Source organism: Leclercia sp. LSNIH1 (genome assembly GCF_002902985.1).
In the GTDB taxonomy this organism is placed as follows: Bacteria; Pseudomonadota; Gammaproteobacteria; order Enterobacterales; family Enterobacteriaceae; genus Enterobacter.
The window spans coordinates 2,320,131-2,335,716 of sequence record NZ_CP026167.1; the positions used below are offsets into that span (position 1 = coordinate 2,320,131).

The window sequence follows — 15,586 nt, forward strand, 5'->3', positions numbered from 1 at the left end:
CCCGGATATGGGAGATATGATGAAGCAGGCATTACGTGTTGCAATGAGTTTCTTAATGCTGTGGGCAGCGGTGCTGCACGCAGAAGTGCGTATCGAGATCACCCAGGGGGTGGATTCGGCACGTCCAATTGGTGTGGTTCCGTTCCAGTGGAAAGGGCCAGGCGCTGCGCCGGAAGATGTGGGCGGCATTGTTGCCGCTGACCTGCGCAACAGCGGTAAATTCAACCCATTAGACCGTTCTCGTCTGCCACAGCAGCCGGGCACAGCCGCAGAGTTGCAGCCAGCAGCATGGTCTGCACTGGGTATCGACGCGGTGGTGGTGGGTCAGGTGACCCCTAACCCGGACGGCGGTTACACCGTGGCCTATCAGCTGGTGGATACCGGTGGCGCACCGGGTACCGTGCTGGCGCAGAACAGCTACAAAGTGAACAAGCAGTGGCTGCGTTATGCGGGCCATACGGCAAGTGATGAAGTGTTTGAGAAGCTGACCAGCATCAAAGGCGCTTTCCGCACCCGTATCGCTTACGTTGTACAGACCAACGGCGGTCAGTTCCCGTATGAGCTGCGCGTCTCTGACTACGATGGCTACAACCAGTTCACCGTTCACCGTTCACCACAGCCGCTGATGTCTCCGGCCTGGTCGCCGGATGGTTCTAAGCTGGCCTACGTGACCTTCGAAAGCGGTCGTTCGGCGCTGGTTATCCAGACGTTATCTAACGGCGCGGTACGTCAGGTTGCCTCTTTCCCACGTCACAACGGCGCACCAGCATTCTCGCCTGACGGTTCTAAACTGGCGTTTGCCCTGTCTAAAACCGGTAGCCTGAACCTGTACGTGATGGATATCGCCTCCGGCCAGATCCGTCAGGTAACTGATGGTCGCAGCAACAACACCGAACCAACCTGGTTCCCGGACAGCCAGAACCTGGCCTTTACCTCTGACCAGGCGGGTCGTCCACAGGTCTATAAAGTTAATATTAATGGCGGTGCACCGCAGCGTATCACCTGGGAAGGTTCTCAGAACCAGGACGCCGACGTGAGCGCTGATGGTAAGTTTATGGTAATGGTCAGCTCGGCCGGTGGTCAGCAGCACATTGCTAAACAAGATCTGGGCGGGGGCGGCGTACAAGTTCTGTCGTCGACTTTCCTGGATGAAACGCCAAGTCTGGCACCTAACGGCACTATGGTTATCTACAGCTCTTCTCAGGGGATGGGATCCGTGCTGAATCTGGTTTCTACCGATGGGCGTTTCAAAGCGCGTATTCCGGCAACTGATGGACAGGTAAAATCACCTGCCTGGTCGCCGTACCTGTAATAATAATTAATTGAATAATATAGGAATCATAGAAATGCAACTGAACAAAGTGCTGAAAGGGCTGATGATCGCTCTGCCTGTTATGGCAATCGCAGCGTGTTCTTCTAACAAGAACGCCAGCAACGACCAGAGCGGCGAAGGCATGATGGGTGCCGGCACCGGTGTGGACGCAAACGGCAACGGCAATATGTCTTCTGAAGAGCAGGCGCGTCTTCAGATGCAACAGCTGCAGCAGAACAACATTGTTTACTTTGATCTGGACAAGTTCGACATCCGTTCTGACTTCGCTGCGATGCTGGATGCGCACGCTAACTTCCTGCGTAGCAACCCGTCTTACAAAGTCACCGTAGAAGGTCACGCGGACGAACGTGGTACTCCTGAGTACAACATCTCTCTGGGTGAGCGTCGTGCTAACGCCGTTAAAATGTACCTGCAGGGTAAAGGCGTTTCTGCTGACCAGATCTCCATCGTTTCTTACGGTAAAGAAAAACCTGCAGTACTGGGCCACGACGAAGCGGCTTACTCCAAAAACCGTCGTGCCGTACTGGTTTACTAAGAGAATTGCATGAGCAGTAACTTCAGACATCATCTGTTGAGTCTGTCGTTACTGGTTGGTATAGCGGCCCCCTGGGCCGCTTTTGCTCAGGCACCAATCAGTAGTGTCGGCTCAGGCTCGGTAGAAGACCGGGTCACCCAACTCGAGCGTATTTCTAATGCTCACAGCCAGCTTTTAACCCAACTTCAGCAGCAGCTCTCTGACAATCAAACCGATATTGACTCACTGCGCGGACAGATCCAGGAAAGCCAGTATCAGCTCAATCAGGTTGTGGAGCGTCAGAAGCAGATCCTGTTGCAGATTGATAACCTGAATAATGGCGGCGCAGCAGCGCAACCGGCAGCAGGGGATCAGGGTGCTGCGGCAACGCCTCAGGCTGACACATCAGCCTCGACCGCTGCGCCTGTGCAGAGCGGTGATGCGAATACTGATTACAATGCGGCAATTGCCCTGGTGCAGGATAACTCGCGCCAGGACGAGGCGATGGCGGCGTTTCAGAACTTCGTGAAGAAATACCCGGATTCGACTTATCAGCCAAACGCAAATTACTGGCTGGGACAGTTGAATTACAACAAGGGTAAAAAAGACGATGCGGCATTCTATTTCGCCTCTGTCGTTAAAAATTACCCGAAATCACCCAAAGCTCCTGACGCGATGTATAAGGTCGGTGTGATCATGCAGGACAAAGGCGACACCGCAAAAGCGAAAGCCGTTTTCCAGCAGGTAGTCACAAAGTTCCCGGGCACCGAAGGGGCAAAACAAGCGCAAAAACGCCTTGCTGCGATGGGATGATTGCCACATGACCAGAAATCGCTTTATTTCTGGTCTTGCCGCATAATTCGTAAGCAGTTAAGTGATATTCATCAAAATTTTAGTTGCGCAGAATTCTTAAATCAGTAATATATGCCGCCGTTGCCAAGGGATATCAAACACCCCAGAAGCAGCCGAAATAGTGGGTCGTTAGCTCAGTTGGTAGAGCAGTTGACTTTTAATCAATTGGTCGCAGGTTCGAATCCTGCACGACCCACCACTACTTAAGTAGAAAGCAGTAGGTTAGCGTGAAGGATAACGTTGCGTCAGCAACGGCCCGTAGGGCGAGGCGAAGCCGAGTCATCCTGCACGACCCACCACTAACTAAGTAGTAAGTAGTATCCAGCGTAGTATCGGGTGATTAGCTCAGCTGGGAGAGCACCTCCCTTACAAGGAGGGGGTCGGCGGTTCGATCCCGTCATCACCCACCACTCGGGTCGTTAGCTCAGTTGGTAGAGCAGTTGACTTTTAATCAATTGGTCGCAGGTTCGAATCCTGCACGACCCACCAATTTTACTATCTTACTCAGATAGTAAACGTGAAGGATAACGTTGCGTCAGCAACGGCCCGTAGGGCGAGGCAAAGCCGAGTCATCCTGCACGCCCCACCACTTTCTGGTGGTACCGAGTAATAATCTTCGAAGTCAGCACCCGAATGGGTCGTTAGCTCAGTTGGTAGAGCAGTTGACTTTTAATCAATTGGTCGCAGGTTCGAATCCTGCACGACCCACCACTTCGAAGAAAAGCAGTACATCCCGCAAGGGGTCGTTAGCTCAGTTGGTAGAGCAGTTGACTTTTAATCAATTGGTCGCAGGTTCGAATCCTGCACGACCCACCAATTTTACTTTCTGACTCAGAGAGTAAACGTGAAGGATAACGTTGCATCAGCAACGGCCCAAGGGCGAGGCGAAGCCGAGTCATCCTGCACGACCCACCAATGTAAAAAGGCGCCCTAAAGGCGCCTTTTTGCTATCTGTTATTCCAGAATCCAAAATGCGAGGGTTTACGTAGGTCGGGTAAGCGAAGCGCCACCCGACAAATGCTGCCCGCACCCTTTTGGTGTGACTTTCTCTCTCAGATTCGCTATCTTGTTTAGTATATAAAACACAATTGCCATTACTTTGGTTTCCGCCAAAAAATAACGGCAAACTTGTTAAGCCAGTAAAACGAGAAGCCAAAATGAGTGTGATGTTTGATCCAGAAGCCGCTATCTATCCTTTCCCACCAAAGCCTGCCCCGCTGAGCCTGGACGAAAAGCAGTTTTACCGTGAGAAAATTAAGCGTCTGCTCAAAGAGCGTGATGCGGTTATGGTGGCCCATTACTATACCGATCCTGAAATTCAGCAGCTTGCAGAAGAGACGGGCGGTTGTATCTCGGACTCGCTGGAGATGGCGCGCTTTGGTGCTAAGCATCCTGCTTCGACGTTGCTGGTGGCCGGGGTGCGTTTTATGGGCGAGACGGCCAAAATCCTCAGCCCGGAAAAAACGATACTGATGCCGACCCTGAATGCGGAGTGCTCGCTCGATCTGGGCTGTCCGATCGACGAGTTTACCGCCTTCTGTGATGCCCACCCTGACAGAACGGTCGTCGTCTACGCCAACACCTCTGCCGCGGTTAAAGCGCGTGCCGACTGGGTGGTCACCTCCAGTATCGCCGTTGAACTGATTGAGCATCTCGACAGCCTGGGCGAGAAGATTATCTGGGCACCGGACAGACATCTTGGCAATTACGTCCAGAAACAGACCGGAGCGGATATTCTCTGCTGGCAGGGCGCCTGTATCGTCCATGATGAATTCAAAACGCAGGCGCTGGCGCGCATGAAGGGGCTCTACCCGGATGCGGCCATTCTGGTTCACCCGGAATCCCCGCAGGCGATCGTTGATATGGCGGATGCCGTCGGCTCAACCAGCCAGCTGATCGCTGCCGCGAAGATGCTGCCGCATCGCCAGTTGATTGTGGCGACCGATCGCGGCATCTTCTACAAAATGCAGCAGGCGGTGCCAGAGAAAGAGCTGCTGGAAGCACCGACCGCAGGCGAGGGGGCAACCTGTCGCAGCTGCGCGCACTGTCCGTGGATGGCCATGAACGGGCTCAAAGCGATTGCAGACGGTCTGGAGACGGGCGGAGCCGCCCATGAAATCCATGTTGATGCCGCGCTGCGAGAGGGGGCGTTAATTCCGCTTAACCGAATGCTGGATTTTGCGGCTACACTACGTCCTTAAACCACGTAAACGTAACGCTCAGGGGAAAAGATGGATTTTTTTAGCACGCAAAACATTCTGGTACATATACCGATTGGCGCTGGCGGCTATGACTTGTCATGGATTGAAGCGGTCGGGACAATTGCAGGTCTGCTCTGTATCTGGCTTGCCAGTCTGGAGAAGATCGTCAACTACGCGTTTGGCCTGGTGAACGTCACCCTGTTCGCCATTATCTTCTTCCAGATCCAGCTGTATGCCAGCCTGCTGCTGCAGCTGTTCTTCTTTGGGGCCAATATCTACGGCTGGTACGCCTGGTCCCGGCAGAACAGCCAGCAGGAGGCGGAACTGCAGATCCGCTGGCTACCGTTGCCGAAGGCCATGGGCTGGCTGGCTGCCTGCGTGGTAGCCATTGGCCTGATGACGGTCTATATCGACCCGGTGTTCGCTTTCCTGACCCGCGTAGCGGTCTCGGTGATGAATACCCTGGGGCTGAACGTCACCATGCCGGAGCTGCAGCCTGACGCCTTCCCGTTCTGGGATTCATGCATGATGGTTCTGTCGATTGCCGCCATGATCCTGATGACCCGTAAGTATGTCGAAAACTGGCTGCTGTGGGTGATCATCAACGTGATAAGCGTGGCGATCTTTGCCCTGCAGGGCGTCTACGCCATGTCGCTGGAGTATATGATCCTCACCTTCATCGCCCTGAACGGCAGCAGGATGTGGATCAACAGCGCGCGTGAACGGGGTTCACACGCGCTGGCACGTTAATGGTGGTGATGATGGGCGTGACCGGACGGGATCTCGTTGAGGTGGCAGTCCGGTCCGTTACAGGGGGTGTATTCCATCTGAATGGTGCTGTGCGCAATGGCGTAATGGTGCTCCAGAAAGTGCTGAATACGCCCCAGTAACGCATCATGATCGTGAGGCGGGATAACCTGAACATGCAGGGTCATCAGCGGTTTTTCTCCCACCATCCAGACGTGTACATGATGCACATCGCGCACTTCAGGAAGGGAGCGCGTTAAGTTGCGCTTCAGCGCCGGGATATCCAGCGTCGCCGGCGCCCCTTCCAGCAGCTCATTGACGCTCTCCTGTAGAAGCCGCCAGGCACTGCGTAACACCAGGCACGAGACTAGAATCGACAATATCGGGTCGATGGGCGTCCAGCCGGTCCAGAGGATCACCAGCGCCGCAACGATGGCTCCCACCGATCCCAGAAGATCCCCCAGCACATGCAGCGCCGCTGCCCGCACGTTGAGATTCTTTTCTCCACTGCCGCGATGCAAAATCCAGAACGCCAGGATATTGGCGATAAGCCCGGCAACGGCTACCACCATCATGGTGACACCCGCGACAGGCTGCGGATGGCGGAAACGCTGGAAGGCTTCCCAGACGATTAAAATCGTGATCAAGACCAGCGCGATGGCGTTGACGAAGGCGGCGAGGGTAGTGAGACGTAGCCAGCCAAAGGTGCGTCCGTGGCTAGGCGGGCGCCGGGCGAATATCACCGCCAGTAGCGCAAACAGCAGCGCAGCGGCGTCCGTGAACATATGACCCGCATCGGCCAGCAGCGCCAGCGATCCAGAAACCAACCCGCCGATCACCTCAATGATCATAAAGGTGGCGGTGACGCCGAACGCCAGCGTTAAGCGTTTAGCATTTTCATCCTGTGAAGAAGGGGCGTGCGAGTGGGAGTGCGCCATGAATACTGTCCCGGTAAATAATTATTTTAAGTGTAGAGTTTTTAACATTTTGCACAAAAAATAAAGGAGAGCCGTAGCTCTCCTTCATCATAACCGCATTACCGTCAATTACTGAGTAGTGCCGTCAGTCTTTTGTTCTTGTGGGGTTCTTTCGGTATCAACTTTGCCGGATTGATCCGGACATTTACCGTCTTTACACATCGAATTCCTGTGCTGATCATCCTTGGACATGCCGTCGTTACTCATCTTACTTGGGTCGTCATTACCCATGACGGAGTTAGTGCCGCCAGTGGTTGAACTGTTGCCGGTACCATTGGTCACCCCGGTGCCGCTGGAGTTCGTTCCATCTGGATTGAGCATGGAACCCGTGCCAGTCCCCGTACCCGTACCTGTTGTGCCTGTACCTGTTGTGCCGGTGGTGCCGGTTGTACCAGAACCGGTGTTAATCTGGCTGTTGCCGGTGTTATTTGGAGCAATATTCTGGCGTGCGTCAGGCGCAACGGCCCCTGCATCAGCGGCGGCATTCGCCTGGCCATTATTGGTGTTAGAGCCGGCGGCGCTATCAGCAGCCAGTGCCGCACCGCTCGCCATCGTGAGCGAAGCTGTCAGGAAAAGGGTTGCGAGTTTAGTCATTTTCATCATGCTGCTCCTGTTCTGGTCGTTATGTTCTGGATAACTTCTTTCCACAGTGCATATGCGAAATCGATATACTGCTCAGTGGTTAAAGATGCCATGATCCCTACTTAGGTCAGTATGGAATCGCGATAAAATTTATAAATGCAGTGCATACAGTTAAAAAGTTTAGGGTGTATCTCGTTTTTCGCTACTTTGTTGCGTTTTTTAAGCGAATTCCAGGATTTATCTGTGCGTAGTGTAAAAGTGAGTTTACACTTCCTGACTGACAAGATAGATTGGAGGGATTGCATTCATTTATAAAAGTATGGCAAAGCTGGAACGAACATGAATTATCAGAATGACGATTTGCGCATTAAAGAGATCAACGAGTTATTACCCCCTGTAGCGCTCCTTGAGAAGTTTCCCGCCACCGAAAACGCCGCCAATACCGTTTCTCATGCCCGTAAAGCGATCCACAAGATCCTGAAAGGTAATGACGATCGTCTTCTGGTGGTTATCGGTCCATGTTCCATTCACGATCCTGCGGCGGCAAAAGAGTATGCGGCGCGACTGCTGACCCTGCGCGAAGCGCTGAAGGATGAGCTGGAAATCGTCATGCGCGTCTACTTTGAAAAGCCACGCACCACCGTAGGCTGGAAAGGGCTGATTAACGATCCGCATATGGATGGCAGCTTCCAGATCAACGACGGTCTGCGCATCGCCCGTAAGCTGCTGCTGGACATCAACGACAGCGGTCTGCCTGCGGCGGGTGAGTTCCTCGATATGATCACCCCACAATATCTCGCAGACCTGATGAGCTGGGGCGCCATTGGCGCGCGTACCACCGAGTCTCAGGTTCACCGCGAGCTGGCGTCAGGGCTCTCCTGCCCGGTTGGTTTTAAAAATGGCACCGATGGCACCATCAAAGTGGCGATTGACGCCATTAACGCTGCCGGGGCGCCGCACTGCTTCCTCTCCGTCACCAAGTGGGGTCACTCCGCGATTGTGAACACCAGCGGGAACGGCGACTGCCATATCATTCTGCGCGGCGGCAAAGAGCCTAACTACAGCGCGGCGCACGTCGCCGAAGTGAAGGCGGGCCTGGAAAAAGCCGGTCTGGCGGCGCAGGTGATGATCGACTTCAGCCATGCCAACTCCAGCAAGCAGTTCAAAAAGCAGATGGATGTGGGCACCGATGTCTGCCAGCAGATTGCCGGCGGTGAAAAGGCGATTATCGGGGTGATGATTGAAAGCCACCTGGTGGAAGGCAATCAGAATCTGGAAGGCAGCGAGCCGCTGGTCTACGGTAAGAGCGTCACCGATGCCTGCATTGGCTGGGACGATACCGAAACGGTACTGCGCCAGCTGGCGAATGCGGTGAAAGCCCGTCGCGGCTAAAAAAATGCCGGATTCGCATCCGGCATTCAGAACGCAGAGCCCGGTCATTGCGACCGGGCTTTTTTATTACTTGGCTTTACCCTGGTTCGCAACGGCCGCCGCTTTAGCCGCGATTTCGTCAGCGTTACCCAGATAGTAGTGCTTGATTGGTTTGAAGTTTTCGTCGAACTCGTACACCAGCGGCACGCCGGTCGGGATGTTCAGCTCGAGGATCTCGTCTTCACCCATGTTGTCCAGGTATTTCACCAGCGCGCGCAGGGAGTTACCGTGCGCAGCGATGATCACGCGCTCACCGCTTTTCAGGCGTGGCAGAATGGTTTCGTTCCAGTAAGGAACAACGCGATCGATGGTCAGCGCCAGGCTTTCGGTAGTTGGCAGCTCAGCGTCAGTCAGGGATGCGTAACGCGGATCGTGGCCTGGGTAACGCTCGTCATCTTTGGTCAGCTCTGGTGGGGTGACCGCGAAGCCGCGACGCCACTGTTTAACCTGCTCGTCACCGTATTTCTCTGCGGTTTCGGCTTTGTTCAGACCCTGCAGCGCACCGTAGTGACGCTCGTTCAGCTTCCAGGACTTCTCAACCGGCAGCCAGGCCTGATCCAGTTCGTCCAGTACGTTCCACAGGGTATGGATGGCACGTTTCAGCACGGAGGTATAAGCAAAATCGAAGCTGAAGCCTTCATCTTTTAGCAGTTTGCCCGCTGCTTTCGCTTCGCCAACACCTTTTTCGGACAGGTCAACATCATACCAACCGGTAAAGCGGTTTTCGTTGTTCCACTGGCTTTCGCCATGACGTACCAGAACCAGCTTAGTTACAGCCATATTTTACTCCTCCAGAACAAGCATTATTTGAATGATAACAATTCTCATTATATTGCTGCGGCTGAGCCGCGGGCAACGCTTAACCCTAACCATAGCGAAAATAGTGTCGCAGTGTAAGATGCTTGTGAATGAGGGGTTGTGATTTTGTCGGTGACTGGCGCTATTTTCAGCAAGATGGATAAAAAAAGCCCTCCGGCAGGAGGGCTGGTTTTTATTGCGCAATAAAGTGATATTCGGTAACGCTGATGTACTCTTCGCCCGGGCGCAGTATGCAGTCAGGCTGCGGCCATTCCCCATGATTCGGGCTATCGGGTAAGAACTCGCTCTCCAGCGCCAGACCCTGCCAGGCCCGGTATTCTCCATCTTCGCGCGCCGGGGTACCCTCGAGGAAGTTACCAGAATAGAATTGCAGGGCAGGGGCGGTGGTATAGACCGTCATCTGCAGCTTTTCATCGGCAGACCAGAGATGCGCCGCGGGCTGGCTCAGATCGCCCTGGGCATCAAGGAGGAAAGCATGATCGTAACCGTTCACCTTGCGCTGGTGGTCATCCGCCAGGAAATCCTGGGCGATAGCTTTGGTAGTGCGGAAATCAAAACTGGTACCCGCCACCGCTTTTAATCCTTCATGGGGGATCCCCATTTCATCGACCGGCAGATAGCGCTGGGCCAGCAGTTGCAGCCTGTGGTTACGCACGTCGCTGCAGTCGCCGTCGAGGTTGAAGTAAGCGTGGTTGGTCAGATTGACCGGGCAAGGTTTATCCACGGTGGCGCGGTAGGTAATGGCGATCCGGTTGTCCTCCGTTAAGCGATAATGGACGCTCGTCGAACAGTTGCCAGGGTAGCCCTGGTCGCCATCCGGGGAGTCGAGGGCCAACAGCGCTTCGCCATCGTTCTGCTGCACAATGCGCCAGCGGCGCTTGTCGAATCCATCCGGGCCGCCGTGGAGCTGGTTTTCGCCCTGGCTTGGCAGCAGGTCATAGCGCACGCCGTCCAGTTCAAAGCGGCTTTTGGCGATACGGTTGGCATAACGGCCTACCGAGGCGCCCAGGAAGGCCGTTTGCTCCACATACTGCTCAGGTGACGCACAGCCGAGCAGGGTTTCGCGGACGCTGCCGTCGGTCATCGGGACGCGGGCGGAGAGCAGCGTCGCACCCCAGTCCATCAGCGTGACGACCATCCCTGCTTCGTTGCGCAGGGTGATCAGGCGATACGGCAGGCCGTCAGGGGCGAGAACAGGTGTTTCGTTTAGCACTGGCCAGCTCCTTGTGATGCATTACAAACATAGAAAGTCTCTTTGATACCGGTTTTGGCTTCATACTGTTGTTCCACGGCTTGCTGAACAACCGGCACCAGTTCCTCCGGTACCAGCGCCACCACGCAGCCGCCGAAGCCGCCGCCGGTCATACGCACGCCGCCTTGATCGCCAATGGCGGATTTCACAATCTCAACCAGGGTGTCGATCTGTGGAACGGTGATTTCGAAGTCATCGCGCATGGAAGCATGCGACTCGGCCATCAGCTCACCCATCCGTTGCAGATCGCCTTTCTCCAGCGCAGCCGCTGCTTCTATGGTACGGGCGTTTTCGGTCAGGACGTGACGAACGCGTTTTGCCACTACCGGGTCCAGCTCGTGGGCCACTTTATTGAACTCGGTGAGCGAGACATCACGCAGCGCAGACTGCTGGAAGAAGCGCGCGCCGGTTTCACACTGCTCACGGCGGGTGTTGTACTCGCTGCCCACCAGGGTGCGTTTGAAATTACTGTTGATGATGATCACCGCCGCGCCTTTCGGCAGGCTGACCGCTTTGGTGCCCAGCGAGCGGCAGTCGATCAGTAACGCGTGGCCTTTTTTGCCCAGCGCCGAGATCAGCTGATCCATGATGCCGCAGTTACAGCCGACGAACTGGTTCTCTGCTTCCTGGCCGTTAAGGGCGATCTGCGCACCGTCCAGCGGCAGGTGATAAAGCTGCTGGAAGACGGTGCCGACAGCCACTTCCAGCGAGGCAGAGGAGCTCAGGCCCGCACCCTGTGGGACGTTGCCGCTGATCACCAGATCTGCGCCGCCAAACTCCTTGTTACGTTTTTGCAGATGCTTCACCACGCCGCGGACGTAGTTAGACCACTGCTGGCTGTCATGGGCAACAATCGGCTCATCCAGCGAAAATTCATCGATCTGGTTGTCATAATCCGCAGCCATCACGCGCACCTTGCGGTCGTCGCGTTTTGCGCAGCTGATCACCGTCTGGTAATCAATGGCGCAGGGCAGGACGAAACCGTCGTTGTAGTCGGTATGTTCGCCGATGAGGTTAACGCGGCCTGGCGCCTGGATTGCGTGAGTGGCGGGATAACCAAATTTTTCAGCAAACAGGGCGTGGGTTTTATCTTTCAGACTCATTGTTATTCTCCGGATTCGCGAAAATGGACATCACTCACTGCACGCAGACGCTCTGCGGCCTGCTCCGCCGTCAGGTCACGCTGGGTTTCTGCCAGCATCTCATAGCCGACCATAAACTTACGTACGGTGGCGGAGCGCAGCAGCGGCGGATAGAAGTGGGCGTGCAGCTGCCAGTGTTGATTCTCTTCGCCATTAAACGGTGCGCCGTGCCAGCCCATGGAATAGGGGAAGGAGCACTGGAACAGATTGTCATAGCGGCTGGTCAGTTTTTTCAGCGCCAGCGCCAGATCGCTGCGCTGGGCGTCGCTCAGATCGGTTAACCGCAGAACGTGGGCTTTCGGCAGCAGCAGGGTCTCGAATGGCCATGCCGCCCAGTATGGCACCACCGCTAACCAGTGTTCGGTTTCCACGACGGTGCGGCTGCCATCAGCCAGCTCGCGCTGGACATAGTCCAGCAGCATGGACGACTGCTGCTCAGCGTAATAGGCTTTTTGCAGGCGATCTTCCCGCTCCACTTCGTTAGGCATAAAGCTGTTGGCCCACACCTGGCCGTGGGGATGGGGATTCGAGCAGCCCATCGCCGCGCCTTTGTTCTCGAAGACCTGCACCCAGGGATAGGTTTGTCCCAGTTCGGCGGTCTGTTCCTGCCAGGTTTTCACCACTTCGGTCAGCGCTTCTACGCTCAGCTCCGGCAGGGTTTTGCTGTGATCCGGCGAGAAACAGATTACCCGGCTGGTGCCGCGCGCGCTTTCGCAGCGCAGCAGCGGATCGTCACTCTGCGGGGCGTCCGGCGTGTCGGTCATCAGGGCGGCAAAGTCATTGGTAAAGACGAAGGTGCCTTTGTAGTCCGGGTTGATATCGCCGGTGACGCGAGTATTTCCCGGACAGAGGAAGCAGTCCGGATCGTGCTGGGGCAGTGTCTCGCTGGACGGTGTCTCCTGCGCGCCCTGCCAGGGGCGTTTGGCGCGATGCGGAGAGACCAGGATCCACTGCCCGGTTAATGGATTAAAACGACGATGCGGGTGATCGACGGGGTTAAATTGGGTCATGACAGGTCCTTAGTCCGGATAGCCTTGTGGGTGGCGAGACTGCCAGCGCCAGGTATCCTGTGCCATTTCGTCAAGCGTGCGGGAGACACGCCAGTTAAGCTCTTTATCCGCCTTCGATGCATCGGCCCAGTAGGCAGGCAGATCGCCGTCGCGACGCGGGGCGAAGTGGTAGCTCACCGGTTTGCCGCAGGCGGCGCTGAAGGCATTCACCACATCCAGCACGCTGCTGCCGACGCCCGCACCGAGGTTGTAAATGTGAACGCCCGGTTTATTGGCCAACTGCTGCATGGCGGCGACGTGGCCGTCGGCGAGATCCATCACGTGAATGTAGTCGCGAACGCCGGTGCCGTCCGGGGTAGGGTAGTCGTTGCCGAAGACCGCCAGCGAGTCACGACGGCCTACCGCAACCTGGGCAATATAGGGCATCAGGTTGTTAGGAATGCCCTGCGGATCTTCACCCATGTCGCCGGATGGGTGCGCGCCCACCGGGTTGAAATAACGCAGCAGGGCGATGCTCCACTCCGGCTGTGCTTTTTGCAGGTCGGTCAGGATCTGTTCCACCATCAGCTTGCTCTTGCCGTACGGGCTTTGCGGCGTACCGGTCGGGAAGCTTTCAACATAAGGGATTTGCGGCTGGTCGCCGTAGACGGTGGCGGAAGAACTGAAGATCAAGTTTTTGACGCCCGCCGCGCGCATGGCAGAGACCAGGCGCAGCGTGCCGTTGACGTTGTTGTCGTAATATTCCAGCGGCTTCGCCACGGATTCGCCCACCGCTTTCAGGCCAGCAAAGTGAATCACCGTATCAATGGCGTGATCGTGCAGGATCTCAGTCATCAGCGCTTCGTTACGAATATCGCCTTCGACAAAAGCAGGCTGTTTACCGGCCAGGCGCTCCATAACCGGCAGCACGCTGCGTTTACTGTTGCACAGGTTATCAAGGATGATGACGTCATGGCCATTTTGCAGCAGTTGCACACAGGTATGACTTCCTATGTAACCGCTACCACCTGTTACCAGAACTCGCATATTTCGCTCCATTAGGCTTATGGTATGAGATAATCCTAGCATAACAGAGAGCAGGAAAGTGTGACATGGGATAAAATAGTGGAATCGTTTACACTGCACAAAACGCAGCTGCTCTCCGGCTAAAAAAGGATTGTAGATCAAAGCGCTTGGGGTGGGATGTTGCAGGTTGTCCGAAAAAGAGCGGGGGCGTGGCCCCCGTCAGGATGTCAGATGCGGCCAACCTGGTAGCGATAGCCGTCGCCGTTGGCGACAAATTCCAGGCGGTGGGTGATACAGGCGGGCGCGTCTTCGGCATGGTGAGAAACAAACAGTAGCTGCGTTTCACCTTCGCTAATCAGGACATCAACAAAACGGCGAATAAGCTGGCGGTTCAGGGGATCCAGCCCCTGTAGCGGCTCGTCGAGGATCAGCAGCGTCGGGTGTTTCACCAGCGCGCGCACGATGAGTGCCAGCCGCTGCTGGCCCCACGACAGGCTGCTGAACGGGGCATCCGCAACCCGGTTATCCATCCCCAGAATATCCAGCCACTGCTGCGCCAGCTTGTGCTGCCGGTCAGACACCGCCTGATAAATCCCGATGGAGTCGAAATAACCGGACAGGATGACGTTGCGCACCGTGGTACTGACGCGGTAATCGAGGTGCAGGCTGCTGCTGACGTAGCCAATATGTTTTTTGATATCCCAGATGGTTTCGCCGCTGCCGCGACGGCGGCCAAAGAGGGTGAGATCGTTGCTGTAGCCCTGGGGGTGATCCCCGGTAATGAGGCTAAGCAGGGTCGATTTCCCGGCGCCATTAGGGCCGACAATCTGCCAGTGCTCGCCGGGATTTACCGTCCAGCTTAACTGGTTGAGGATCGGACGATCGTTATAGGAGACCACGCCGTTATTCAGCACAATCCGCGCCTCGCCCTCCGGCAAAGCGTGACGCGCAGACGGCGCATCCGGTTCGGGCAGGGTAATGCCGTTCAGTTTTTCACTGTGCGCCAGTTGGGCAATCAACGCCTGCTTCAGCAGAGCCGCTTTTTCGCCCACCGCCGTCAGGGTGCAGTCGGCCAACACTCCCGCGTGCTGGACAAAATCGGGGATCTCGTCAAAACGGTTCAGCACCAGCACCAGGGTATAGCCCTGCTGATTAAGCGAGGCCAGCAGATCCGCCAGCTGGCTGCGGGATTGCACGTCGAGGCCGTCAAAAGGTTCATCCAGGATCAGCAGGTCGGGGTCGGCCATCAGGGCCTGGCACAGCAATGTTTTGCGGGTTTCACCGGTAGAAAGATACTTGAAACGTCTCTCCAGCAGGTAAGTGATGCCGAACTGTTCCGCCAGCTGGCGGCAACGGACGTCGTCTTTGATCTCGTCCTGAATGATTTCAGCGGCCGTTCGGCCAGTATCATCTTCATCGGGGCTGAGCATATCGGTGTTGTTACGCTGCCACTCGTCGCTGACCAGTTTCTGCAGTTGCTCGAAGGAGAGGCGGGTCACGCGGGTGAAACTGCTCTGGCGTTCGCCCTTCAGCAGCGTCAGCTCGCCAGCCAGGGCGCGGGCGACGGCAGATTTGCCGCTGCCGTTACTGCCCACAAAAGCCCAGCTTTCACCACCATTCAACGTAAAATCAGCGAGGGTGAGCGTGCGCGTGTCGCTAAGACGAAACGTGCCTTGCGAAATTTGCAATGATGACATGATTTATCCCATTTTTTGCAGCAA

Annotated in this window: 14 protein-coding genes and 5 tRNA genes; 11 read left to right on the forward strand and 8 right to left on the reverse strand. The window is 55.8% G+C overall.

The features are described from left to right. The first annotated feature begins 19 nt into the window (after positions 1 to 19). The 10 genes from tolB to pnuC all read left to right on the forward strand — a co-directional run bounded on the left by tolB (position 20) and on the right by pnuC (position 5,650). A complete protein-coding gene (tolB, locus tag C2U54_RS11450; RefSeq protein WP_103178728.1) occupies positions 20 to 1,312 on the forward strand; it encodes a Tol-Pal system beta propeller repeat protein TolB in 1,293 nt (430 codons plus the stop codon). Positions 1,313 to 1,346: 34 nt separating this feature from the next. Beyond that, positions 1,347 to 1,868: a peptidoglycan-associated lipoprotein Pal gene (pal, locus tag C2U54_RS11455; protein WP_103178729.1), complete on the forward strand. Its 522-nt coding sequence runs from the start codon at positions 1,347 to 1,349 to the stop codon at positions 1,866 to 1,868. Between the two features lie 9 nt (positions 1,869 to 1,877). Further along, positions 1,878 to 2,660 carry a cell division protein CpoB gene (cpoB, locus tag C2U54_RS11460; protein WP_103178730.1) on the forward strand — a complete coding sequence of 261 codons (783 nt, stop codon included), beginning with the start codon at positions 1,878 to 1,880 and terminating at the stop codon, positions 2,658 to 2,660. A 162-nt stretch (positions 2,661 to 2,822) separates the two neighbouring features. Further along, positions 2,823 to 2,898, forward strand: a tRNA-Lys gene (locus C2U54_RS11465). 135 nt (positions 2,899 to 3,033) lie between these two features. Beyond that, positions 3,034 to 3,109, forward strand: a tRNA-Val gene (locus C2U54_RS11470). A gap of 3 nt (positions 3,110 to 3,112) precedes the next feature. Next, positions 3,113 to 3,188 (forward strand) — tRNA-Lys (locus C2U54_RS11475). 146 nt (positions 3,189 to 3,334) lie between these two features. After that, positions 3,335 to 3,410, forward strand: a tRNA-Lys gene (locus C2U54_RS11480). Positions 3,411 to 3,439: 29 nt separating this feature from the next. Continuing rightward, positions 3,440 to 3,515 (forward strand) — tRNA-Lys (locus tag C2U54_RS11485). Between the two features lie 341 nt (positions 3,516 to 3,856). Then, on the forward strand, positions 3,857 to 4,900 hold the full coding sequence (gene nadA, locus C2U54_RS11490) for a quinolinate synthase NadA (RefSeq protein WP_103178731.1): 1,044 nt from the start codon (positions 3,857 to 3,859) through the stop codon (positions 4,898 to 4,900). Between the two features lie 30 nt (positions 4,901 to 4,930). After that, entirely contained in the window at positions 4,931 to 5,650 is a 720-nt protein-coding gene (gene pnuC / locus C2U54_RS11495; protein ID WP_103178732.1) for a nicotinamide riboside transporter PnuC, read from the forward strand. Here pnuC and zitB read toward each other — a convergent pair. Further along, the gene (gene zitB / locus C2U54_RS11500; protein ID WP_103178733.1) at positions 5,647 to 6,585 is read right to left on the reverse strand and encodes a CDF family zinc transporter ZitB; all 939 of its coding nucleotides are present in this window, start codon (positions 6,583 to 6,585) and stop codon (positions 5,647 to 5,649) included. The genes pnuC and zitB overlap by 4 nt on opposite strands. Positions 6,586 to 6,693: 108 nt before the next feature. Further along, on the reverse strand, positions 6,694 to 7,224 hold the full coding sequence (locus C2U54_RS11505; protein WP_168192045.1) for a protein YbgS: 531 nt from the start codon (positions 7,222 to 7,224) through the stop codon (positions 6,694 to 6,696). A gap of 321 nt (positions 7,225 to 7,545) precedes the next feature. Here C2U54_RS11505 and aroG point away from each other — a divergent pair, with 321 nt between their 5' ends. Next, positions 7,546 to 8,598, forward strand: a complete 1,053-nt coding sequence (gene aroG / locus C2U54_RS11510; RefSeq protein WP_103178735.1) for a 3-deoxy-7-phosphoheptulonate synthase AroG — start codon at positions 7,546 to 7,548, stop codon at positions 8,596 to 8,598. Between the two features lie 66 nt (positions 8,599 to 8,664). Here aroG and gpmA read toward each other — a convergent pair whose 3' ends face one another. From gpmA to modF, 6 genes are all read right to left on the reverse strand, one after another. Continuing rightward, entirely contained in the window at positions 8,665 to 9,417 is a 753-nt protein-coding gene (gene gpmA, locus C2U54_RS11515; RefSeq protein ID WP_103178736.1) for a 2,3-diphosphoglycerate-dependent phosphoglycerate mutase, read from the reverse strand. Between the two features lie 211 nt (positions 9,418 to 9,628). Continuing rightward, a complete protein-coding gene (galM, locus tag C2U54_RS11525) occupies positions 9,629 to 10,669 on the reverse strand; it encodes a galactose-1-epimerase (RefSeq protein WP_103178737.1) in 1,041 nt (346 codons plus the stop codon). Beyond that, complete coding sequence (gene galK, locus C2U54_RS11530) at positions 10,663 to 11,811, reverse strand: galactokinase (RefSeq protein ID WP_103178738.1); 1,149 nt, start codon at positions 11,809 to 11,811, stop codon at positions 10,663 to 10,665. The genes galM and galK overlap by 7 nt, the downstream gene beginning before the upstream one ends. A 2-nt stretch (positions 11,812 to 11,813) precedes the next feature. Beyond that, positions 11,814 to 12,860 carry a galactose-1-phosphate uridylyltransferase gene (gene galT / locus C2U54_RS11535; protein WP_103178739.1) on the reverse strand — a complete coding sequence of 349 codons (1,047 nt, stop codon included), beginning with the start codon at positions 12,858 to 12,860 and terminating at the stop codon, positions 11,814 to 11,816. Between the two features lie 9 nt (positions 12,861 to 12,869). Next, entirely contained in the window at positions 12,870 to 13,886 is a 1,017-nt protein-coding gene (gene galE / locus C2U54_RS11540) for a UDP-glucose 4-epimerase GalE (RefSeq protein ID WP_103178740.1), read from the reverse strand. A 206-nt stretch (positions 13,887 to 14,092) separates the two neighbouring features. Then, positions 14,093 to 15,562 (reverse strand): molybdate ABC transporter ATP-binding protein ModF, encoded by a 1,470-nt coding sequence (gene modF, locus C2U54_RS11545; protein ID WP_103178741.1) that lies wholly within the window; start codon positions 15,560 to 15,562, stop codon positions 14,093 to 14,095. Positions 15,563 to 15,586 lie beyond the last annotated feature (24 nt).

Excerpts from the sequence above, each read along its gene's own strand:
- pal (WP_103178729.1), top strand. The coding sequence starts at position 1,347 with ATGCAACTGAACAAAGTGCTGAAAGGGCTGATGATCGCTCTGCCTGTT.
- pnuC (WP_103178732.1), top strand. The coding sequence starts at position 4,931 with ATGGATTTTTTTAGCACGCAAAACATTCTGGTACATATACCGATTGGC.
- zitB (WP_103178733.1), bottom strand. The coding sequence starts at position 6,585 with ATGGCGCACTCCCACTCGCACGCCCCTTCTTCACAGGATGAAAATGCT.
- galK (WP_103178738.1), bottom strand. The coding sequence starts at position 11,811 with ATGAGTCTGAAAGATAAAACCCACGCCCTGTTTGCTGAAAAATTTGGT.
- C2U54_RS11505 (WP_168192045.1), bottom strand. The coding sequence starts at position 7,224 with ATGAAAATGACTAAACTCGCAACCCTTTTCCTGACAGCTTCGCTCACG.
- gpmA (WP_103178736.1), bottom strand. The coding sequence starts at position 9,417 with ATGGCTGTAACTAAGCTGGTTCTGGTACGTCATGGCGAAAGCCAGTGG.
- modF (WP_103178741.1), bottom strand. The coding sequence starts at position 15,562 with ATGTCATCATTGCAAATTTCGCAAGGCACGTTTCGTCTTAGCGACACG.
- tolB (WP_103178728.1), top strand. The coding sequence starts at position 20 with ATGAAGCAGGCATTACGTGTTGCAATGAGTTTCTTAATGCTGTGGGCA.
- galT (WP_103178739.1), bottom strand. The coding sequence starts at position 12,860 with ATGACCCAATTTAACCCCGTCGATCACCCGCATCGTCGTTTTAATCCA.
- aroG (WP_103178735.1), top strand. The coding sequence starts at position 7,546 with ATGAATTATCAGAATGACGATTTGCGCATTAAAGAGATCAACGAGTTA.
- cpoB (WP_103178730.1), top strand. The coding sequence starts at position 1,878 with ATGAGCAGTAACTTCAGACATCATCTGTTGAGTCTGTCGTTACTGGTT.
- galE (WP_103178740.1), bottom strand. The coding sequence starts at position 13,886 with ATGCGAGTTCTGGTAACAGGTGGTAGCGGTTACATAGGAAGTCATACC.
- nadA (WP_103178731.1), top strand. The coding sequence starts at position 3,857 with ATGAGTGTGATGTTTGATCCAGAAGCCGCTATCTATCCTTTCCCACCA.